The following is an 18,039-nucleotide window of genomic DNA, read 5'->3' on the forward strand; positions in this document are numbered from 1 at the left end:
CGCGGCAGGATTCACTTCATGTTGCGGCCTGGTCTGTTGCTCGCCCTGTCTCTGACAGGTACTTCCGTCGATGCGCTTCTACGCACAGATTTCGCCATACGCAGGCATCCTAGCTACACGGGGACTTGGCCCCTCCCGTGACCGGACTTTCACCGGCTAGAGAATGCGTGCTTCGCTGGGCACGCGGGACAAAAAAATCCGCAGCCCTTGAACGGGCTGCGGATTCGGACGGGGCTTGTCCGCCCCGCTTCCTTTAATAGCGTTCCAGGATCAGCGAAGTCTTGAGACCGTCTTGGGGCAGGAACCAGCCCTTGGAGATCAGCTCGTTCTTCAGCGCGTCCCGCTTCGTCGAAGCGACGGCGGCGTCATCCTCCTTGAAGGAAGCTTCGACGATGTAGTCGTAGCCGCTTCCCGACGCCTTCTTGATCTCCCAGACTTCGATATACAGCTTCTCGCCGTTCCACTGGCCGATCGACCGCTTGGCGCTTACCGGTCCGTAAATATGCGCATCCTTGAGAATGTCCTTGGCCCAGTCGTCGGAGTTCAAGTCCTCCATCTTGCCCGGCAGACGGTCAACCGCCATGTCGCGGGAATCGTCCGCATCGGGCAGCTCCATGCCGTCATAGCCGGACTTCTCTTCGTCCTTGTCGTTGCTGAAGCTGAGCGTCTGGGTGGAGTAGCCCCAATCGACCTGGGCCTCGTAATCCTCCTCGTCCGCGTCGAACCCGTCCGCCGCCGCTTCGTCCAGCGCGGCTTGCAGATTGCCGTTTACGATCGGATAACGCTTCTTGTACGTCAGCTCGAAGTCCTCGTCGCCGTCCGATTCCATCTTGCGGATGCGGACCTCCCAGCCTTCATTGTTCAAGTCCAGGTCGTTGCTGTCCAGGTATTCCACGTTCATTTTCTCGACCGTGGACGGCATGCCGAACTCGCTGAGCACATCGCTCTTCAGCTTGTGATCCGAGTTCAGGACGATCGCCGGATCCAGATACCACTTCACTTCGTAGTTCGGGGTCGCTACACCCGATGCATGAGCCGTTCCCGTGTTCGACATGCCGGACAGCAGAACTCCGGTTCCCAGAACGGCGGCGGCGAACATCATGACTTTGCGTTTCATCAACAAATCCCTCCCTCGATTCTTGCCGGATACCGAATGCGGCGCGGCAAGTTGTTTCCACTGTATCAAGGAAATGTTTGGGAGGAATGATAGCCGCGTCAACGGAAAATGAAGCAAAACGCTTCTTTTTCTTGTTCCCCATCGATATCGTCTATACTCGGAAGCCAAGTTTATTTGCTAACTATATTTGAGAAACATTAATTTTTATAGTATAGTAATCGTAAAAAAGAGGAGGCGGCTCAACATGGAACCGCAACAAAAGCCGTTCATGGAGATCGGAATCAGCACGTTCCTGGAGACGGCGGTCCATCCCGCCACCGGAGAACGGGTCAGTCAGACGCAGCGGCTGCGCGACGCCGTCGAAGAGATCGTACTGGCCGACCAGGTCGGGCTGGACGTTTACGGAATCGGGGAACATCACCGGCCCGACTACGCGAGCAGCGCCCCGGCCGTCGTGCTGGCGGCGGCCGCGACCCGCACGAAGCACATTCGCCTGACAAGCGCCGTCACCGTCCTGTCCTCGGACGACCCGGTACGCGTATACCAAAGCTTCTCGACGCTGGACGCCCTCTCGAACGGCCGCGCCGAGATTATGGCGGGTCGGGGATCGTTTATCGAATCTTTTCCGCTGTTCGGTTACAGCCTGAACGATTATGACGAGCTTTACGAGGAGAAGCTGGAGCTGCTGCTGGCCATCCGCGAGTCGGAGAAAGTAAGCTGGCGCGGCAGCCGCCACCGCGCCGCTATCGACAACCTGGGCGTTTACCCGCGCTCGGTGCAGGAGCCGCTGCCCGTCTGGATCGCCAGCGGCGGCAATCCGGAGTCCGCCGTGCGGGCGGGCTCGCTCGGCCTGCCGATCGTGTTCGCCATCATCGGCGGCATGCCGGAGCGATTTGCTCCGCTCGTCGCTCTCTATAAGAAGGCCGCCGAGCAGGCCGGACACAATCCCGCCAAGCTGCAGATCGCGACGCACTCGCACGGCCTGGTCGGCGACAGCCGCGAGCAGGCGGGCGATCTCATTTTCCCGTCCGTGCAGGCCCAGATGAACGCCATCGGCCGGGAACGCGGCTGGCCGCCGTACTCCCGCGATACGTTCGATTCGGCATGCAGCCTGCGGGGCGTCCTCTATGTGGGCGATCCCGAATACGTCGCCGAGAAGATCGTGCTGCTGCGCAAGAATCTGGGCGTCACCCGCTTCTTCCTGCATGCCGACATCAGCACGATCCCGCACCGCGACATCATGCATTCCATCGAACTGCTCGGAACCCGCGTCGTTCCGATCGTGCGCAAGGAACTGGCTCGCATCGAGGGCGGCGGCTGAGAGAGAAGAGCGGCAAGAGGGCAGAGCCGAATCGGCTCTGCCCTTCGCGCGTCTCGCCCGTCAGCCCCCAAGAAAAAAGCCTCCGGCGGCGGCCCTCACTCTCGCTTTTCTCCTGAACGCCAACCAGGCATGAATCAAGATCAAGCCCATCTCCAGCACCCAGATCACGGCGACCGCCCATCCGCTCGGGTCGATCTGCAGGTAGTTGAAGTCCGCGAATTGCTTGCGTACGAACAGATCCGCCACTTTGCCCGCAACGGGATAGATCACGTCGTTGAAGTCGGTCACCGGACCCATTCCCATCATCAGGTCCTGAACTTCCAGCTTCAGAATATCCGTCTCGCTCCACGAGAAAGCGTACACCCATTGAAACCGGCCGCCGGAATCCATGCTGAAGCTGACGATAAAATCGTTCTTGTTCCCGTTCTCCCACTTGTCCTGCAGCGCCAGCCCGTACTCCCGGGGCTTGTCCGCCCCCAGGTTGACGAAGATCAGGTTCACTTCTTTCCATGATCTCGTTTTGCCGGGATTGTCGGGATCGTCCACCTGCTTGTTCAAAAGCGAATTCGCCTGATTTAAGTAAGCCTCGGCCGCCTGCTTGTTCGGAACGTCTCCGACGATCCGCGGGATATCCGTATATCCATAGACCACGTCCGGGTAGGCAGGCAGATCGGGGTACAAGTCGAGATCGATATCCTTGTTCTTGAAAATACTGTAGGAAGCTTTGACCCGATTCACGTAATGATGCACGGAAGCGGAAGGGGAGCCGATCGGAAAAAATTGCGCCAGCTCCGCGTCGGAATTCGGATAGTCATCGTCGAAGGAACGGCCGTTCTCGTACGGATTGTCCACCTTGATCTCTCCGCCGTCCGTCGTATAGATATAGTTTTTGGCATCATGATGCTCCCAGTACGCCTCGTGCGTCGTGCAGCTTTCCTCGCCCGAAGAATCCTTCGTGCACGTAGTGGTCTCGGGATGGTATTCGTCCCATTCTTCCTTATGATCGACAGAGCTGACGGTTCCCGACCAGACCTCGGTATCGTACGTCTGCCAATAATAATCTGCGAGAACGGTCCCGGCCAGGAATACCGCCGCGACGAAGCTGACGAACAGCCAACGGCGAAATCGCCGGCCGCGAAGGATCTCGATAAAGAAACCGGCCAGCAGCACGGCAAAAAACGCGATCCAGTGGGCCATGTCTACTCCCTAAGCTTGATTTCGTCGTCTTTGCCGGTTTCAAACGCGTTGCTCGTGCGGTCCGAAGTAATCATGTATTTGGATCCGTCCAGTTCCTTGAAACGGAAAATCGCATTCATGATCACGTGCTTGCGGATAAAGGTGTTGTATTCCCGAATCTGGTCGAGAACCTCCTTCTGGTTGCGGTCAAACTCCGTTCTTCCCGCCGACACCTCGTTCTGAAGCTTCGTGTAAAGCGAGCTGTCCATTCGAGGATTCTGTTCCTGTACCATCTGGAACAACAGCGAAGAGTCCTGATATCGGCCGGAGATAATATCGCCGTATACCTTCTTCATGTCGTCCGCCTGCATGTCGGTGACCTGCGCCATCTCCTTGAACCGTTTCCACATGTTGTCGTAATTCGATTGGTTGGACAGGTACTGGGCTTTGATCTGTTCGTCAAGCGCGACCGCGGTATTGCGGTGGCCCCATATGACGGCGGCGCCGATCAACACGATAATCAGCACGACCCCGATAAAACCCAAACAACCCAATGCCAATAATTTGGTGCTTCCCCTGTTGGAGCCTTCTGCTTGAGCCAAAAAAAACGACACATCCTCTGTATATGATATGACCAACAGAAGTGAATTCCATAAATATCCTGAAAATCCTGCCAATTGTTCGAGCTATTTCTACATTTTTTGCAAGGAGCAGGGCGTCAGTCGGACGGCCGCCGGGGAGCGCGAACGGCTAACGAATCTCAGCGGCGCTATCCCGGGAAAATTAAGGATGGGACGAACGTAACGAAACGGACAGACCTTATGAGAGCAGATGCTGGACGTCTGCCGAGTCAAACGGGCCCATAAGCCTCCTACGATTCGTTACAACGCAAACCGCTCTATTTTTCGCCAAATAAGATCGTTTGGTTTCGTTGGGAGCGAGACAGCCCCGCGTGCTTGGACGCGGGCGCGACACGCCGTGCCGTTAGCGCGCGGCAACAAAAAAAGGGACCTTCGACATTTCCGAAAGTCCCTTCCCTTATAAAGACGCCTCAGCCCGCTCAGCCGCGTTCCGCCGCCCGAGACAATGCCCGTTTGCCCGAAGATACGGGCTTCCGGTGGAGGAAAACCGCCGCCAGCCCGGCGACCGCCACGAGAAGGCCGCAGATGAGGCCGATGACGCCGGGCCACCGGTAAGCCGTCAAAAACACGCCGCCGGAAGCGCCGATCAGACTGGAGCCGAAGTAATAGAACAGCAGGTACAGCGATGACGCGTACACTTTGTGCGCCGGAGGCGCGATTTTCCCCACCCATCCGCTCGCAATCGTATGCCCGCCGAAAAATCCGAAGGCAAACAAAACGATGCCCGCGATCATCGGGATCAAGTGGCCGAACAGCGTCAGGGCCGCCCCGAGCAGCGATAGCGCCACGCCGACGCCGATCAGTCCGGCGCGGGAATGGCGGTCGGCCAGCCTGCCGAACACGACGGAGCTCCAAGACCCGACCAACTGGAAGACGAAGAGCGAACCGATCACGGTCTGGCTCAGGTTCAAGGGGGGCCGGGACAGCGGATAGCCGATATAGTTGAACAGAGTCACGTAGCTTCCGAGCAGAAGAAATCCGACGAGGTACAGAACCGGCAGCCTCCGGTCGGAGAAGCCGCTCTTGAACCCGCCGATCCAATGCCGGAACGAGACACTTTCCGGCTTGAAATTCCGCGAATCCGGCAGGCGGAGCAGGAACAGCACGCTGCACGCCATGCTGACGACCCCCACCGCGAGCATGCCGACGTGCCAATCGAACAGGTCCGTCAGCAGACTGACGACGATCCGGCCCGCGAATCCGCCGACGGCGTTGCCCGCCACGTAGACGCCCATCACTTTGCCGAGGCTGCCGGGGGAGATTTCTTCGTTCAAGTAGGTCATGGCAATCGCCGGAAAACCGGAAAGACTGATGCCTTCGAGCAGGCGAAGGACGAGAAGCGCATGAAAATCGTGGCAAAAGGCGGAGGCGATCGCCAGCGCCGAGGTGATGAGAAGCGAGGCGCTCATCAAGTTTTTTCTGCCCCAGGCGTTCGAGAAGACGGAGACGAGCAGCATGCTGACCGCCAGCGTCAAGGTTGAGCAGGAGATGACCAGGCTGGCCGCGGAAGGCGCGATCCCGAATTGCTCGGCGAATGGCCCGATCAGCGTCTGCGGACTATACAGAATGGCGAACGTCACCAGGCTCCCGAGCAGCATGCCCAGCATCGCCCTCCGATATTCCCCGCTGCCGTCCGCGATATGCGTTTGCATCTTATTCCTAACCCCCAACGAGTATCTTCTAAGCTGTCTTTTCGTTCGCCTCTTAGTTTACCTTTGACAAGTCATAACGTCTAATTTATTATTGTTATCCAAATCATGCAATTTCGTTATCAATACAAGAGAGCGGGGATGGCGATGGAGTGGCAGCAGTTGGAGTATTTTCGGGCGGTGGCCAAGACGGAGCACTTCACGAAAGCGGCGGAGCGGCTGGCGATCTCGCAGCCGGCGCTCAGCCGCTCCATCACGCTTCTGGAAGATACGCTCGGGGTCTCCCTGTTCGATCGCGTCGGCCGCTCCGTGCGGCTCAACGATTTCGGCAAGCTGTTCCTCCGGAGAGTGGACACGGCGCTGCAGGAGATTCAGGAAGGCGTGCGGGAGCTTCAGCAGTTGAAGGATCCGTCTACGGGAACGGTGTCGCTCGCCTTCGTCATGACGGTCGGCCTGAGCCTGCTGCCCGACTTTATCGGCAAGTTCAACCAGAGCTATCCCCGCGTGGAGCTGCTGCTTCATCAGAATACGACAACCGCGATCGTGCAGAAGCTCCTGGACCGCGAAGTCGACCTGAGCATCGTCGGCCAGCTGGAGCCGCCGCATTCGCTCGTCTGGCACAAGCTGGTCGAAGAAGAGCTGTTCGCGTACGTTCCGGCCGGTCACCGGCTGGCGGGGCGGGATTCCATCAAGCTGGAGGAGCTCGGACAGGACCCGTTCATCAGCTTCAAAAAAGGCTACGGCATGCGCACGTTGACGGAACGGTTCTGCAAGCAGGCGGGTTTCGTTCCGAACGTCGTGTTCGAGGGAGAAGACGTCGCCACCGTGACCGTGCTCGTCTCTTCCGGCATCGGCGTCACGCTCATCCCCTCCTTCTCGGGCATCGCCTCCGGCCGGATCAAGCGGCTTCGCGTCACGGAACCGGCCTGCCGCAGGGAGATCGGCCTCGCCTGGCTGAAGGACCGGACGATCTCCCCGTCGGCCGAGCTGTTCCGTTCCTTTCTGATCCGTCAATTCGCTTAAATCAAAACCCGCCGGAAGACCGGCGGGTTTTGATTTGCTTTAGTCCGCTCTAGCGGACTCGTATCGCATGGCCACTTCGATATCCTGCCGGTAGTTCCCGAACGACCGGCCGAGCAGCGTCACGCCGCCGCAGTGCTCCGACGTCTCGTCGCACCGGATGCGCAGCGAAATGTCCTTGCCGTAGCCGATGGCCAGATCGCCCACGGTGACGCTCGACAGCCGCGTGCCGTCGATATGCGAGCCGCCGTCTCCGACGGTCAGCCGTTTCAGGAGGCCGTAATTGGTGCCCAAGTTCCACCATGACGGCGTATAAGCGCCGCGCTGCGCTCCGAAGTCCCCGGGGCAGGTCCACGTCCCGATCCGCGCGCCGTTGATCTCGAACGTAATGTCGGAAGGCCATTGCTCGTTATAGCCGGGCGCTTCGGAGCAAATCTCAAGCGAAATCTCCAGCGCCTTCAGCCGCTGGCCGGCAAGCAGGAAATTCGGGATGCGATACTCCACCCAACCGCTGCCGAACCAGACGATGCTTGCTTTCACATGCTCCGGATCCGCAAAATAGCGCGGATCGTCAATCATGCCGATCACGCTCGAATCCGAGGCCAGCCCGCATGTAGGCTTGACCTCGAACGACGAATATTGGCCGACCGGAATCGAGCTGAAGTAGACGTTCGGCTCCTTTTTCGACGAGCGGAACTGCAGCAGTACCTGGTCCAGCGCAAGCGAGCATACTTTCTGGGTGCCGCGTTTACCCGGGACGCTCTCCGACTTCACGATGCCGGCTTCCTCCAGCTTCTGAACGTGCTTGGTCGTGATGGCCGAAGATACGCCCAGCGTCAACGCCAGATCGCGAATGTTCATCGGATTCTCGCTCAGCAGCTCCAGAATCCGGATCCGCGTCTCCGAAGCGAGACATTCGAGAAAACGGAAATGGTCGCGTCCGACCTCCAAAATGAGCATGGGATCCTCCTTATCGGTGCTTGAACGGATTCATTATATAACCTGTAGGTTAATCGATCAACTTCTATTGACATCAAAAGAACAAAGAAAGTAAGATGGCTTTGGAATCGTATTCGGTTAATTAATTAACTCAAAAGTTATCCAAAAGGAGTGACGGCAATGTCGGCGAATGGAACGATCCCCCGTCCGGAGCATCCGCGTCCCCAAATGGTGCGCGACTCCTGGCTGAATCTGAACGGGGAGTGGCAGTTCGAGATCGATACCGGACGCAGCGGCAAGCAGCGGGAGTGGTTCGCGTCGGACAAGGAGTTCTCCCGCAGCATTCGGGTTCCTTTCTGCCCGGAGAGCAAGCTGTCCGGCGTCGAGTACAAAGATTTCATGTCCGCCGTGTGGTACAAGCGCACGTTCGACCTGCCCGCGGAATGGACCGGCGGCCGGGTGCTGCTTCATTTCGGAGCCGTCGATTACGACGCCGAGGTGTGGATCAACGGCCAATCCGTCGGCACGCACCGGGGCGGATACAGCTCCTTCCGATTCGATATTACCGATCGGCTGGAAGCCGGCGCGAATACGATCACCGTGTACGCGGAAGACGACAATCGCACGGGGCTGCAGCCGCGCGGCAAGCAGAGCGCGCTGTTCCATTCGCACGGATGCGACTATACGCGCACGACGGGAATCTGGCAGACGGTGTGGCTCGAGCATGTGCCGGAAGCCTCGATCGCTTCCTTCAAGCTCTACCCGGATCCGGACAACGCCTGCGTCCAGATCGAAGCGAAGCTTCGCGGACCTGCGGCCGGCTGCGCGCTGGAAGCGATGGCGTCCTATGGAGGAAAAGAGGTCGGCCGCGCAACCGCCCGGATCGCCGGAGCGTCCGTCCGGTTCACGCTGCCGGTGTCGGAAGTTCATCTGTGGCAGCCGGGGGATCCGAAGCTGTACGACCTGAAGCTGAAGGTGAGCGGCGGCACGGCGGCGCCCGACGAAGTCGGCTCCTACTTCGGCCTGCGTTCGATCCGCCTGGACGGCATGGCGTTCCGGATCAACGACAAGTCGGTGTTCCAGCGGCTCGTGCTCGACCAAGGATTTTACCCGGACGGCGTGTACACGGCGCCGACGGACGAAGACCTGCGCAAGGACATTGAAATTTCGATGGGTCTGGGCTTCAACGGGGCTCGGCTGCATGAAAAGGTATTCGAGGAGCGCTTCTTGTATTGGGCGGACCGCCTCGGCTATCTGGTCTGGGGAGAACAGGGCAACTGGGGGCTGGACATTACGACGCCCCACGGCCTGGAGCGTTTCCTGCCGGAGTGGATTGAAGCCGTAGAACGGGATTTCAACCATCCTGCCCTGATCGGCTGGTGCCCGTTCAACGAAACGTGGGACCGGGACGGCACGAAACAGGATAACGAGGTGTTGCGGATCGTCTACGAGACGACGAAGGCGATCGATTCGACCCGGCCGGTCATCGACACGAGCGGCAACTTCCATGTGGTCACCGACATTTTCGACGTGCACGATTACGACCAGAACCCGGAGACGTTCCGGGCGCGCTACGAGCCGATGAAGACGGGCGGCGAGGTGTACGTCACGTTCCCCAAACGGCAGACGTACCGCGGCGAGCCGTACTTCGTCAGCGAATACGGCGGCATCTGGTGGAACCCGGGCCAGCAGGACGCCAAGTCGTGGGGCTACGGCAATCGGCCGACCACCGAGGAGGAGTTCCTCTCCCGTTATGCCGGCCTGACCGACGCGCTGCTCGACCATCCGATGATGTTCGGCTTCTGCTATACGCAGCTTTACGACGTCGAGCAGGAAGTGAACGGGCTGTACACGTACGACCGCAAGCCGAAGTTCGACCCTGAGGCGATTCGGCGCATCAACAGCCGCCGGGCCGCGATCGAGGATTAATCGGCGCCGAGGGCGCTCTCTCGGGAAGCCGGGGCTTGGCGATCCGAGTTGACCGGTATCCGCCCCGTCAGCTCGGCGCCTCCCTCCGGAGCGTTCGCCGCCGACAGGTCGCCGCCGTGGGCCTTGAAGATGCGCCGGGCGATGGTGAGGCCCAATCCGGCGCCCCCGGTCGTCCGGTTCCGCGACGCTTCGCCGCGATACAGCGGGTCGAAGATGCGCGGCAGCTCCGACGGGGCGAACCCCGTGCCCGTATCGCGCACCGAGAGCAGCGCGCTCCCGTTCTCCTCGCGGCATCGCACGTACACGCTGCCGTTCGCGGGCGTATGCCGCACCGCGTTGTCGAGCAGGTTGTTGACGGCCCGCTCCAGCAGATGGGCGTCCCCCTTGATCAGGAGCGGCGAGCCGGCGGGCTCCGTCCGAATGGAGACCCCTTTGGCCTCCGCCAGCGGCCGCATGCCGTCCGCCGACTTGCTCAGCACCGCGCGAAAATCCACGGTATCGTTATAATGACTCTGCTCCAAATACTCCGTCTTGGCGAACGCGAACAGGTCCGACACGAGCCGGTCCAAGTCGTTCGCCTTTTCTTTGCATACCGCCACGTATCTCTTCATCTGCTCCGGCGTCGATGCGATCCCCTGCTCCAGCCCGTCCAGGTATCCTTTCATGGCGAACAGGGGCGTCCGCAAATCATGGGCCATCGCGCCGATCCAGAATCGCCGTTCTTCCTCCCACTCGGCCTGCTCGGCGAACGAACGCCGGAGGCTGCCGATCATGACCTCGAAGCCGCTGCGCACCTGCGCAATCTCCGCGATGCCCGAAGACGGCAGCTCGATGTCCCAATCCCCGTCAGCCACCTGCCGGGCCGCCCGGCCCAGCGATTCGAGCGGCCGGATGATGGACCGGCGAAGTCCGTATCCGATGGCCAGAACGACCAGCAGCAAACCGGCCGGCGCGGCGACCCACAGACCCGCCGGTCCTCCCGATTCCAGATCCCAAGTGCCGGTCAGCGCGTAATGCGCCGCGACATAAATCATCCAGACCAGATTGAGGAACGCCAGCATGGCCGCCGCCGCCAGCACCCGAACGCGCAGGGTCCTTCTCATAGCTCCGCCTCCAGCCGGTAACCGACTCCCCATACGTTCGTCAAGATTTGCGGGCTGTCGGGATCGGCCTCGATTTTCTCGCGCAGGCGGGCGATATGGACGCGAACGGTATGCTTGTCTCCTACCCCTTCCCAGAACCGGTCCAGCAGCTGCTCATAGGTGAACACCTGCCGGGGGTGCTCGCACAGGAGGCGCAGCAGCTCGTATTCCTTGGGCGTAAGCGAGACCGGGCGATCGCCGACGAACACGTCCCGCGAGGCGAGGTCCAGTCGGAGCCGCCCGTAGTTCAGCATGGGCGGAGCCGGAGAACGGGAAGGCTGATACCGTCGCAGGACGGCCTTCACCCGGGCGACGATCTCGCCGGGGGAAGCGGTCTTGACGATGTAGTCGTCGCCTCCGAGCCCCAGCCCCCGGATCTTGTCCACGTCGTCGCCGCGCGCGCTGAGGAATAGAACGGGCACGTCGCTCTCCGCGCGGATCTTCCGGCAGACGTCGAAGCCGTTCTGCCCGGGCATCATGATGTCGAGCAGGACGCATTGCGGCCTCAGCTGCCGGAACCGAGCCAGCGCCTCCTCCGCTTCGCCCGCGGTCGCGACCTCGAACCCGTCGTTCTCCAGGAAATCTCTCATCAACTCGACGATGCTCGGATCGTCGTCGACGACCAGTACCGTCTGCCGTTCGCTCACGCGCATGCACCGCCTTCTTTGCTTCTGCGGCGGCCTTCTCCCGGGCCGCCGGATCATGGTAAGTATAGCATCCCTCCCGGCCACGTGCTGCCGCCTTGCGTTTTGGGACGGTATGTTGATGGTTTCGTGACGATTGGTTCGCTCGTTCCGATACAGCTGGCGGCTATATTGGGGAGCATGGGCTGCAGACTTGAGGAAAGGAGGGTTCTTATGGAATCCGGAACGAACGGATTGAACTGGGCGTCGGTCGAATGGCTGATCGCGTTCGCCTTGGTCCTTTTCGCCGCTTTCCGCTTCATTCGCCTGCAGGAAGGCCGCGGTTTCGGCCGGCGGCCGCTGGACGAGCTGATGCGCCGCTACGCCAAGGGGGAGATCGACGAAGCGGAATATCGGAGAACCAAGCAAGTGTTGTCGGAAAAGTAAAGGGCGGCGCCCTGCCGCTGCCCGGAGAGGGGTCCTATGAACGGCAAAATTTTTTATCCCGTCCTCGTCGTCTTCGCGGCGGGGTACGTGCTCTGGACGCTGGCCGCCCACTTCGCGGTCGACCCGCAGACGTCCGATTTTCTCAGCCATAAGACGAATCTTCTGCATCCGATCCGCCTCCCGGCCTGGCTCCGCGTGCTGGACTTCCACGTGGCCTCCGCCTGTCTCGCGATGGCCGCGGGCGCCTTGAACTTCTCCGAGCGGCTGCGGCGGCGCAACCGCCAGCTTCACCGGGGAACCGGCTACGTCTATATCGCGGCCGTACTGGCGGTGTGCGCGACATCCGGGTACATGGCCCCCCATGCGACCGGCGGAAGAGCGGTCAGCTCCGCGTTCAACCTGCTCAATCTGGTCTGGATGGCGTTCACGGTCATCGCGCTGGTCCAGATCAAGCGCAAGCGGATCGCCAAGCATCGCGAATGGATGATTCGAAGCTACCTGTTCTGCTTCACGAACCTGTCCATTCACGCTCTCTTGTCCGTCTTCCACGGCATGATCGGCATGACGTACGAGACCGGCTACGCCATCAGCGTGTTCGGATCGATCGCGCTGCTTCCGCTGCTGGCCGAAGCCGTCATCCGCCTGCGCCCCGCGCTGCCGCCGAGCGTCTCGGACCGAAGCCTGTCGTGACGACAAGCAAAACCGACTGAGCCGTCCTCGGATCTTCCGCTCCAGACTTCCGTTTTGAACGGTGCGGCCCGGTTCCGGCTTAACGAACTGGAAAATCTCCCTTCCTTGACGCAAAATACGCTTGCCGGCAGGAACGAACGGGAAGTGCTCCTCTTATTCGGGCCATGGACCGCGATTTTGGGATTCTGGGGCCGATTAAACGGAGCTTTTCCCGTTCAGGCCGTGAAGGGACGCCATCGTGGGCCAATAAAGGGAGAAAATCCTGTTTAAGCGAGACGATACAGCGTCAAGGAACTCAGTTTGGCGTCTCCACCGAGGGAATATAACGCTACGCTCCGGTTCGGGCCCGACGGGAAAATCAGATCCGTCATAACGAGCCTCCCGTCGCCGGCGAACACTTCGACCGAGGAGCGGTCGACGAAGATCCACAGCCGGAGCCGCCGTTCGGCCGGGTCGAGCGGCGCGGCGTGCCTGCAGGGGAACAGCTCGTGAAAATCGGTCCGGCCGGAGCAGGTTCGGTCGATAAACAGCTCGCCCCGCCGCGCGTCATAGCCGACGATCGTCTCTTCCCCCGGCGCCGTCCCGAACCGGATGCCGACTTCCGCGGCGGTATCCGGCTCGAATTCGGCAACCGCTTCCAAAGCGTTGCCGGAGGCGTCGCCGGTCCATTCGGCGCCCGAACGAAGCACGGTATCGCTCCACCGGCCGATCTCTTCCCGAAGCCGCTCGACTTCGGCGACAGGCTGCTGGACGATGCGCGGGCCCTCCGCCGTATCCGCCAGAGTCAACTCCCGAGGAAGCGTCATCGCGCCTCTCCAGACCGTCGCCGGCGTAACGCCAGCATATTTCAAGTTGACCATCCATCCGATGAAAAGACGGCGGCCGTCTTCGCGGGGAATATTCGACCAGGTCGCGCCTGCGTAATTGTCCCGTCCGCGATCCATCCACAGCACCGTATCGGACGGATGGTCGTTCACGAAGGCCGTGCCGTCGAAGCTTCCGACGAAATACTGCGTGCCCGAGCCCGCCGGGTCGTCCGGATCGCCCCCGACGCTGACCATCAGCACCCACTTGCGGCCCGCGGCCCCGCCGTCTACGGGGAGCTCGAACAGGTCCGGGCACTCCCAGACGCCGGCATGGCTTCCTTCCCCCGCTCCGAAGTCACTCGCAAACGTCCATTCCTTCAAATCCGGGGACGTATAAAACCGGACGCGATCTCCTGCGGATACCACCATGACCCACTTTGCCGCCGCTTCATGCCAGATCGCCTTCGGGTCGCGAAAGTCGAGAACGGACTCGTCGCCCAGGACCGGATTGCCGGCGTATTTCGTCCAGGTTCGGCCGTTGTCCTTGCTGTACGCAATGCTCTGCCGCTGCAGCGGCTCGCGGGTTTGCGGACGCTCGGCATGCTGGGTGAAGACGGCGACCAGTCCTTTTCCGCCGCCGAAGAACCCCGACGTATCGTTCTCGTCGACCACCGCGCAGCCCGAGAAGATCGTTCCGTGCTCGTCGGGAGCGAGCGCGATCGGAAGATGCTCCCAATGGATCAGATCGCGGCTGACGGCATGCCCCCAGTGCATCGGCCCCCATTGCAAGTCGAACGGATGGTGCTGGTAGAACAGATGATACTCTCCCTCGCAAAATACGAGCCCGTTCGGGTCGTTCATCCAGTTGCCGGGAGGCGTGAAATGAAGCCGAGGACGCTGATCGTCTTGCCCGCTGCTAGGATTCATAGGGCTGCCACCGCCTTTATTGTCCGGAGTCACCGCTATCGTAGCCCTTCTTTTTTTCCAATGCAAGATCTTTCGGCGCAAGCCTTAGTAACCTTCAGTATAGGTAGTGACGCGCGGTTTACCTAGGGAAAAGCATTTCACGTCTTACAATCGGCTCCGACCTTACCTATAATGGGGAGCGAAGTTGTAACCTTCCGGCCGTTGTGCCACAATCAATAAAGGTAAAGGGACGAGCCAGTTGGAGCCCTATCTCTAAGGAGGAAATCCATTCATGAAAACGATGAAGCTGGGAACCAGCTCGCTGGAAGTGCCTGTCGTCGCCGTCGGCTGCATGCGCATCAACTCGCTCGGCAAAGCCGAGGCGGAGCGGTTCGTGCAAGCGTCGCTGGAAGCGGGCGCGAATTTCTTCGATCATGCGGATATATACGGCGGCGGGACGTGCGAGGAGATCTTCGCGGAAGCGATTCATATGAACGACGACGTTCGCGAGAAGATCATTCTGCAATCCAAGTGCGGCATCCGCAAAGGAATGTTCGACTTCTCCAAGGAGCACATCCTGTCGTCCGTGGACGGCATTCTGAAGCGGCTGAAAACCGACTATCTGGACGTGCTGCTCCTGCACCGCCCGGATACGCTCGTCGAGCCGGAGGAAGTGGCGGAAGCGTTCGATCAGCTCGCGACCTCGGGGAAAGTCCGGCACTTCGGCGTCTCCAACCAGCATCCGCGGCAGATCGACCTGCTGAAGAAGTACGTGAAGCAGCCGATCGTCGCCAACCAGCTTCAGCTGAGCATCACCAACACGACGATGATCGCCAGCGGCTTCAACGTCAACATGGAGAACGACGCCGCGGTGAACCGCGACGGAGGCGTGCTCGACTACTGCCGCCTGAACGACATCACGATTCAGCCTTGGTCTCCGTTCCAATACGGATTTTTTGAAGGGGTGTTCCTCGGCAACGAGAAATTCCCGGAGCTCAACAAGAAGATCGACGAAGTGGCGGCGAAGTACGACGTCAGCAACACGACGATCGCCATCGCCTGGCTGCTGCGCCACCCGGCGAAGATGCAGCCGGTCACCGGCACGATGAACATCGGCCGCCTGCAGGATTGCATCAAGGCCAGCGACATCTACCTGACCCGCGAGGAATGGTACGAGATCTTCCGCGCGGCAGGCAATATTCTGCCTTAAGGAACGCAAGCAGGCTTCAAGTGGAAGGGACTTTCCATTTGAAGCCTGTTTTTTCGTTGTCGAAACCCGAGGCGTTTGATACAATGAAAATGCGAACAGACATTCCGTTATGATTCCGTTCGCGGATCGGAGAGTCCTTATGAAATACGAGAAATCCTCCGGCGTACCCGAACATCTTATCCGCGAAGAACCTTACAGCTACGAAGACTATGCCAACTTGCCCGATGACGGCAACCGCTACGAAGTCGCCGACGGCGTCCTTCAAGCGATGTCGCCTTCTCCGGGGACAAAGCATCAGAAAATATTGAGGAATCTGACAGCCTCCTTTCAATCGCATTGCAAACCGTCCGGCCAATTTTTCTTCGCGCCGCTTGACGTCATTTTGTCGCGTTACCATGTTCGCCAACCCGACTTTATATTTGTCTCCAACGAACGCCTTACCATTGTTACGGAACGTGGAATTGAAGGCGCTCCCGATCTGGCGGCGGAGATCCTCTCTCCTTCCACGGCGCAGAAGGACAAGACTGAGAAGAGACTGGAGTATGCCCGATTCGGTGTCAAGGAGTACTGGATAATCGATCCGGTTTATGAATTGCTGGAGCAGCACGTTCTTGATGTCGAAGAGCGGCGATTCTCCTTGCGGCATATTTACAAACGCGGCGATGTCGTTGAATCCGGGATCGTTCCTTGCGTTCAATTGTCTCTTCAAGATTTGTTCGATTAGATCTGAATCGATTAGGGGAGGGAACTCGCCATGGAATATACCTATCTGGGCAGAACGGGTTTGCAGGTTTCTCGTTTCTGCCTCGGAACGATGACGTACGGGGACTGGGACTTGGACGAGCGTACCTCGTTGTCGATCATTCATCGGGTGCTGGACGCCGGCATCAACTTTCTCGACACGGCGGATACGTACGGCAAGGGGACGAGCGAGGAAATCATCGGCAAAGCGATCAGGGACCGCCGGGATCGCGTCATCGTCGCTACCAAGTTCAAGGTCCGCACCCAGGAGGGGCCGAACGGGGAAGGAGCCAGCCGCTACCGCATCATGCGGCAGGTCGAAGCCAGCCTGAAACGGCTGAACACCGATTATATCGACCTCTACCAGGTGCACCGCCCGGACCCGCATACCCCGCTGGACGAGACACTGCGGGCGCTGGACGATCTGGTGAAGCAGGGCAAGGTCCGCTATATCGGCTGCTCCAACTTCGAAGCCTGGCGAATCGTCGAGTCGCTCTGGACGAGCGATCGCATGAACCTGGAGCGCTTCGTCACGAACCAGCCCTCGTACAATCTGTTCAATCGTACGATCGAACAAGAGATTCTGCCGGCTTCCGAGCGCCACGGACTGGCGACGCTGGCCTACTCGCCGCTGGACGGCGGCTGGCTGTCGGGCAAGTACCGCGCGGGACGCCCGCTGCCGGACAACTCCCGCGGCGAGCGGATGGATGTAGCTTCCGAAGCGAACCGGGCGAAGCTGGAGAAGGTCGAGCGGTTGGCTCAATGGGCCGAGTCGCGCGGAATAAGCCTCGGCCAGTTCGCCTTGGCCTGGCTGCTGGACCGGAAGAGCGTCATTCCGGTCGTCGGCATCCGCAGCGAGAAGCAGCTCGAATCCAACCTTCAAGCGCTTCAGGTTCAGCTGACCGACGATGACCGGAAGCAGGTCGATCTCTTGTCCCCGAGCCCGTATCGGGACTACTCGCAGGATGGCAGCTTCTGGTTTAACGAGCCGCGGGCTTACCGGTTCAAGTAGCATGGAGAAGAGGCTTGCTTAGAGGGATTCCTCTTGGCAAGCCTCTTCCCGCCAGCGGGCCGCGAACGCGCGGAGATCTTCCGTAAAATTTGGCGTTAAATTGGGACGCCTGCGAACGGCCAGCGGGTGGTACGTGAAGCGAATCGGAATTCCTTCGAATTCTTGCCAGGCTCCCCGCAGCTCCTTCACGCCGGCCTCCGCTTCGGGAAGCAGCGCCTCCGCCACGACGTTTCCGAAGCCCATGAGCAACATTGGCTTTTTTTGCCGCAGCTGATCTTGCAGGTGCGTCAGGCAGGCCGCTCTCGCCGCAGGCTTGTCGTAAGCGCGGACCGGTCTTCTTTTCAGCAAAATAGGTGACATAGACGGAATCCGCCGGCAACCCCGCTTCCCGCATGCCCCGTTGAAGCGTCTCGCGCGTTCCGCATACGTACTCGCGTCCTTCCCGATCCTCCCGGGCGCCGGGATTGTCCAGAATCATCATGATCCGCGCACGCGGATTGCCTTCTCCCCAGACCATCCGCGTTCCTTGCCCGCATAGTCCGCAGCGGTCGCACGGCCGCGCGCTCGGCGGCGGCGCTTCTTCCGGCAAGACGATCGATTGCCCATTCGCCGACTGCTCCAAGCGACGCACCTCCTGTCCCCAGTATTCCCGAATAGGGAACGCCGTTTC

General features: G+C 60.1%; 17 protein-coding genes and 1 pseudogene. 8 read left to right on the forward strand and 10 right to left on the reverse strand.

Annotated elements, in window-relative coordinates; genetic code table 11:
- Nucleotides 1–253: 253 nt before the first annotated feature.
- Complete coding sequence (locus H7C18_RS26865; protein WP_185132218.1) at nt 254–1,117, reverse strand: hypothetical protein; 864 nt, start codon at nt 1,115–1,117, stop codon at nt 254–256.
- A gap of 244 nt (nt 1,118–1,361) precedes the next feature.
- On the opposite strand from H7C18_RS26865, the gene H7C18_RS26870 reads away from it, so the two are divergent.
- Nucleotides 1,362–2,438 carry an LLM class flavin-dependent oxidoreductase gene (locus H7C18_RS26870; protein ID WP_238357980.1) on the forward strand — a complete coding sequence of 359 codons (1,077 nt, stop codon included), beginning with the start codon at nt 1,362–1,364 and terminating at the stop codon, nt 2,436–2,438.
- Nucleotides 2,439–2,498: 60 nt separating this feature from the next.
- On the opposite strand, the gene H7C18_RS26875 is transcribed toward H7C18_RS26870, so the two are convergent.
- The 3 genes from H7C18_RS26875 to H7C18_RS26885 all read right to left on the reverse strand — a co-directional run bounded on the left by H7C18_RS26875 (nt 2,499) and on the right by H7C18_RS26885 (nt 5,907).
- Nucleotides 2,499–3,635, reverse strand: a complete 1,137-nt coding sequence (locus H7C18_RS26875) for a hypothetical protein (RefSeq protein WP_185132219.1) — start codon at nt 3,633–3,635, stop codon at nt 2,499–2,501.
- A gap of 2 nt (nt 3,636–3,637) precedes the next feature.
- Complete coding sequence (locus H7C18_RS26880; protein ID WP_238357981.1) at nt 3,638–4,216, reverse strand: hypothetical protein; 579 nt, start codon at nt 4,214–4,216, stop codon at nt 3,638–3,640.
- 458 nt (nt 4,217–4,674) lie between these two features.
- Entirely contained in the window at nt 4,675–5,907 is a 1,233-nt protein-coding gene (locus H7C18_RS26885; protein WP_185132220.1) for an MFS transporter, read from the reverse strand.
- Nucleotides 5,908–6,045: 138 nt separating this feature from the next.
- Between H7C18_RS26885 and H7C18_RS26890 the strand changes: the two genes are divergently transcribed.
- Nucleotides 6,046–6,927: a LysR substrate-binding domain-containing protein gene (locus H7C18_RS26890; protein ID WP_185132221.1), complete on the forward strand. Its 882-nt coding sequence runs from the start codon at nt 6,046–6,048 to the stop codon at nt 6,925–6,927.
- A 39-nt stretch (nt 6,928–6,966) separates the two neighbouring features.
- On the opposite strand, the gene H7C18_RS26895 is transcribed toward H7C18_RS26890, so the two are convergent.
- On the reverse strand, nt 6,967–7,884 hold the full coding sequence (locus H7C18_RS26895) for an ArsR/SmtB family transcription factor (protein ID WP_185132222.1): 918 nt from the start codon (nt 7,882–7,884) through the stop codon (nt 6,967–6,969).
- 159 nt (nt 7,885–8,043) lie between these two features.
- On the opposite strand from H7C18_RS26895, the gene H7C18_RS26900 reads away from it, so the two are divergent.
- The gene (locus H7C18_RS26900) at nt 8,044–9,792 is read left to right on the forward strand and encodes a glycoside hydrolase family 2 protein (RefSeq protein ID WP_185132223.1); all 1,749 of its coding nucleotides are present in this window, start codon (nt 8,044–8,046) and stop codon (nt 9,790–9,792) included.
- On the opposite strand, the gene H7C18_RS26905 is transcribed toward H7C18_RS26900, so the two are convergent.
- Nucleotides 9,789–10,895 carry a sensor histidine kinase gene (locus tag H7C18_RS26905; RefSeq protein ID WP_185132224.1) on the reverse strand — a complete coding sequence of 369 codons (1,107 nt, stop codon included), beginning with the start codon at nt 10,893–10,895 and terminating at the stop codon, nt 9,789–9,791. The two genes, H7C18_RS26900 and H7C18_RS26905, sit on opposite strands and share 4 nt — an antisense overlap.
- On the reverse strand, nt 10,892–11,581 hold the full coding sequence (locus H7C18_RS26910; protein WP_185132285.1) for a response regulator: 690 nt from the start codon (nt 11,579–11,581) through the stop codon (nt 10,892–10,894). Before H7C18_RS26910 ends, H7C18_RS26905 begins: the two co-directional genes overlap by 4 nt.
- Nucleotides 11,582–11,791: 210 nt before the next feature.
- Here H7C18_RS26910 and H7C18_RS26915 point away from each other — a divergent pair, with 210 nt between their 5' ends.
- Both H7C18_RS26915 and H7C18_RS26920 read left to right on the forward strand, forming a co-directional pair.
- The gene (locus tag H7C18_RS26915; RefSeq protein WP_185132225.1) at nt 11,792–12,004 is read left to right on the forward strand and encodes an SHOCT domain-containing protein; all 213 of its coding nucleotides are present in this window, start codon (nt 11,792–11,794) and stop codon (nt 12,002–12,004) included.
- A 36-nt stretch (nt 12,005–12,040) separates the two neighbouring features.
- Nucleotides 12,041–12,694, forward strand: a complete 654-nt coding sequence (locus tag H7C18_RS26920) for a DUF2306 domain-containing protein (RefSeq protein ID WP_185132226.1) — start codon at nt 12,041–12,043, stop codon at nt 12,692–12,694.
- 266 nt (nt 12,695–12,960) lie between these two features.
- Here H7C18_RS26920 and H7C18_RS26925 read toward each other — a convergent pair whose 3' ends face one another.
- On the reverse strand, nt 12,961–14,427 hold the full coding sequence (locus tag H7C18_RS26925; RefSeq protein WP_185132227.1) for a glycoside hydrolase family 32 protein: 1,467 nt from the start codon (nt 14,425–14,427) through the stop codon (nt 12,961–12,963).
- 271 nt (nt 14,428–14,698) lie between these two features.
- On the opposite strand from H7C18_RS26925, the gene H7C18_RS26930 reads away from it, so the two are divergent.
- The 3 genes from H7C18_RS26930 to H7C18_RS26940 all read left to right on the forward strand — a co-directional run bounded on the left by H7C18_RS26930 (nt 14,699) and on the right by H7C18_RS26940 (nt 17,369).
- Nucleotides 14,699–15,616 carry an aldo/keto reductase gene (locus H7C18_RS26930; protein ID WP_185132228.1) on the forward strand — a complete coding sequence of 306 codons (918 nt, stop codon included), beginning with the start codon at nt 14,699–14,701 and terminating at the stop codon, nt 15,614–15,616.
- Between the two features lie 139 nt (nt 15,617–15,755).
- Entirely contained in the window at nt 15,756–16,340 is a 585-nt protein-coding gene (locus H7C18_RS26935; protein WP_185132229.1) for a Uma2 family endonuclease, read from the forward strand.
- Between the two features lie 30 nt (nt 16,341–16,370).
- Nucleotides 16,371–17,369 (forward strand): aldo/keto reductase, encoded by a 999-nt coding sequence (locus H7C18_RS26940; RefSeq protein ID WP_185132230.1) that lies wholly within the window; start codon nt 16,371–16,373, stop codon nt 17,367–17,369.
- Nucleotides 17,370–17,387: 18 nt separating this feature from the next.
- Here H7C18_RS26940 and H7C18_RS26945 read toward each other — a convergent pair whose 3' ends face one another.
- A complete protein-coding gene (locus H7C18_RS26945) occupies nt 17,388–17,729 on the reverse strand; it encodes a uracil-DNA glycosylase family protein (protein ID WP_337913911.1) in 342 nt (113 codons plus the stop codon).
- A gap of 43 nt (nt 17,730–17,772) precedes the next feature.
- Nucleotides 17,773–17,886 (reverse strand): annotated as a pseudogene (locus H7C18_RS35855) (uracil-DNA glycosylase); the annotation flags it as partial.
- Between the last annotated feature and the right edge of the window lie 153 nt (nt 17,887–18,039).

It is taken from the genome of Cohnella zeiphila (assembly GCF_014212055.1).
GTDB classification, from domain to species: Bacteria; Bacillota; Bacilli; order Paenibacillales; family Paenibacillaceae; genus Cohnella; species Cohnella zeiphila.

What these genes read in the sequence shown, in the direction of transcription:
- H7C18_RS26945 (WP_337913911.1), bottom strand. Translation starts at nt 17,729, where the DNA reads ATGTCACCTATTTTGCTGAAAAGAAGACCGGTCCGCGCTTACGACAAG.
- H7C18_RS26865 (WP_185132218.1), bottom strand. Translation starts at nt 1,117, where the DNA reads ATGAAACGCAAAGTCATGATGTTCGCCGCCGCCGTTCTGGGAACCGGA.
- H7C18_RS26940 (WP_185132230.1), top strand. Translation starts at nt 16,371, where the DNA reads ATGGAATATACCTATCTGGGCAGAACGGGTTTGCAGGTTTCTCGTTTC.
- H7C18_RS26930 (WP_185132228.1), top strand. Translation starts at nt 14,699, where the DNA reads ATGAAAACGATGAAGCTGGGAACCAGCTCGCTGGAAGTGCCTGTCGTC.
- H7C18_RS26900 (WP_185132223.1), top strand. Translation starts at nt 8,044, where the DNA reads ATGTCGGCGAATGGAACGATCCCCCGTCCGGAGCATCCGCGTCCCCAA.
- H7C18_RS26920 (WP_185132226.1), top strand. Translation starts at nt 12,041, where the DNA reads ATGAACGGCAAAATTTTTTATCCCGTCCTCGTCGTCTTCGCGGCGGGG.
- H7C18_RS26870 (WP_238357980.1), top strand. Translation starts at nt 1,362, where the DNA reads ATGGAACCGCAACAAAAGCCGTTCATGGAGATCGGAATCAGCACGTTC.
- H7C18_RS26885 (WP_185132220.1), bottom strand. Translation starts at nt 5,907, where the DNA reads ATGCAAACGCATATCGCGGACGGCAGCGGGGAATATCGGAGGGCGATG.
- H7C18_RS26935 (WP_185132229.1), top strand. Translation starts at nt 15,756, where the DNA reads ATGAAATACGAGAAATCCTCCGGCGTACCCGAACATCTTATCCGCGAA.
- H7C18_RS26915 (WP_185132225.1), top strand. Translation starts at nt 11,792, where the DNA reads ATGGAATCCGGAACGAACGGATTGAACTGGGCGTCGGTCGAATGGCTG.
- H7C18_RS26875 (WP_185132219.1), bottom strand. Translation starts at nt 3,635, where the DNA reads ATGGCCCACTGGATCGCGTTTTTTGCCGTGCTGCTGGCCGGTTTCTTT.
- H7C18_RS26890 (WP_185132221.1), top strand. Translation starts at nt 6,046, where the DNA reads ATGGCGATGGAGTGGCAGCAGTTGGAGTATTTTCGGGCGGTGGCCAAG.
- H7C18_RS26895 (WP_185132222.1), bottom strand. Translation starts at nt 7,884, where the DNA reads ATGCTCATTTTGGAGGTCGGACGCGACCATTTCCGTTTTCTCGAATGT.
- H7C18_RS26905 (WP_185132224.1), bottom strand. Translation starts at nt 10,895, where the DNA reads ATGAGAAGGACCCTGCGCGTTCGGGTGCTGGCGGCGGCGGCCATGCTG.
- H7C18_RS26925 (WP_185132227.1), bottom strand. Translation starts at nt 14,427, where the DNA reads ATGAATCCTAGCAGCGGGCAAGACGATCAGCGTCCTCGGCTTCATTTC.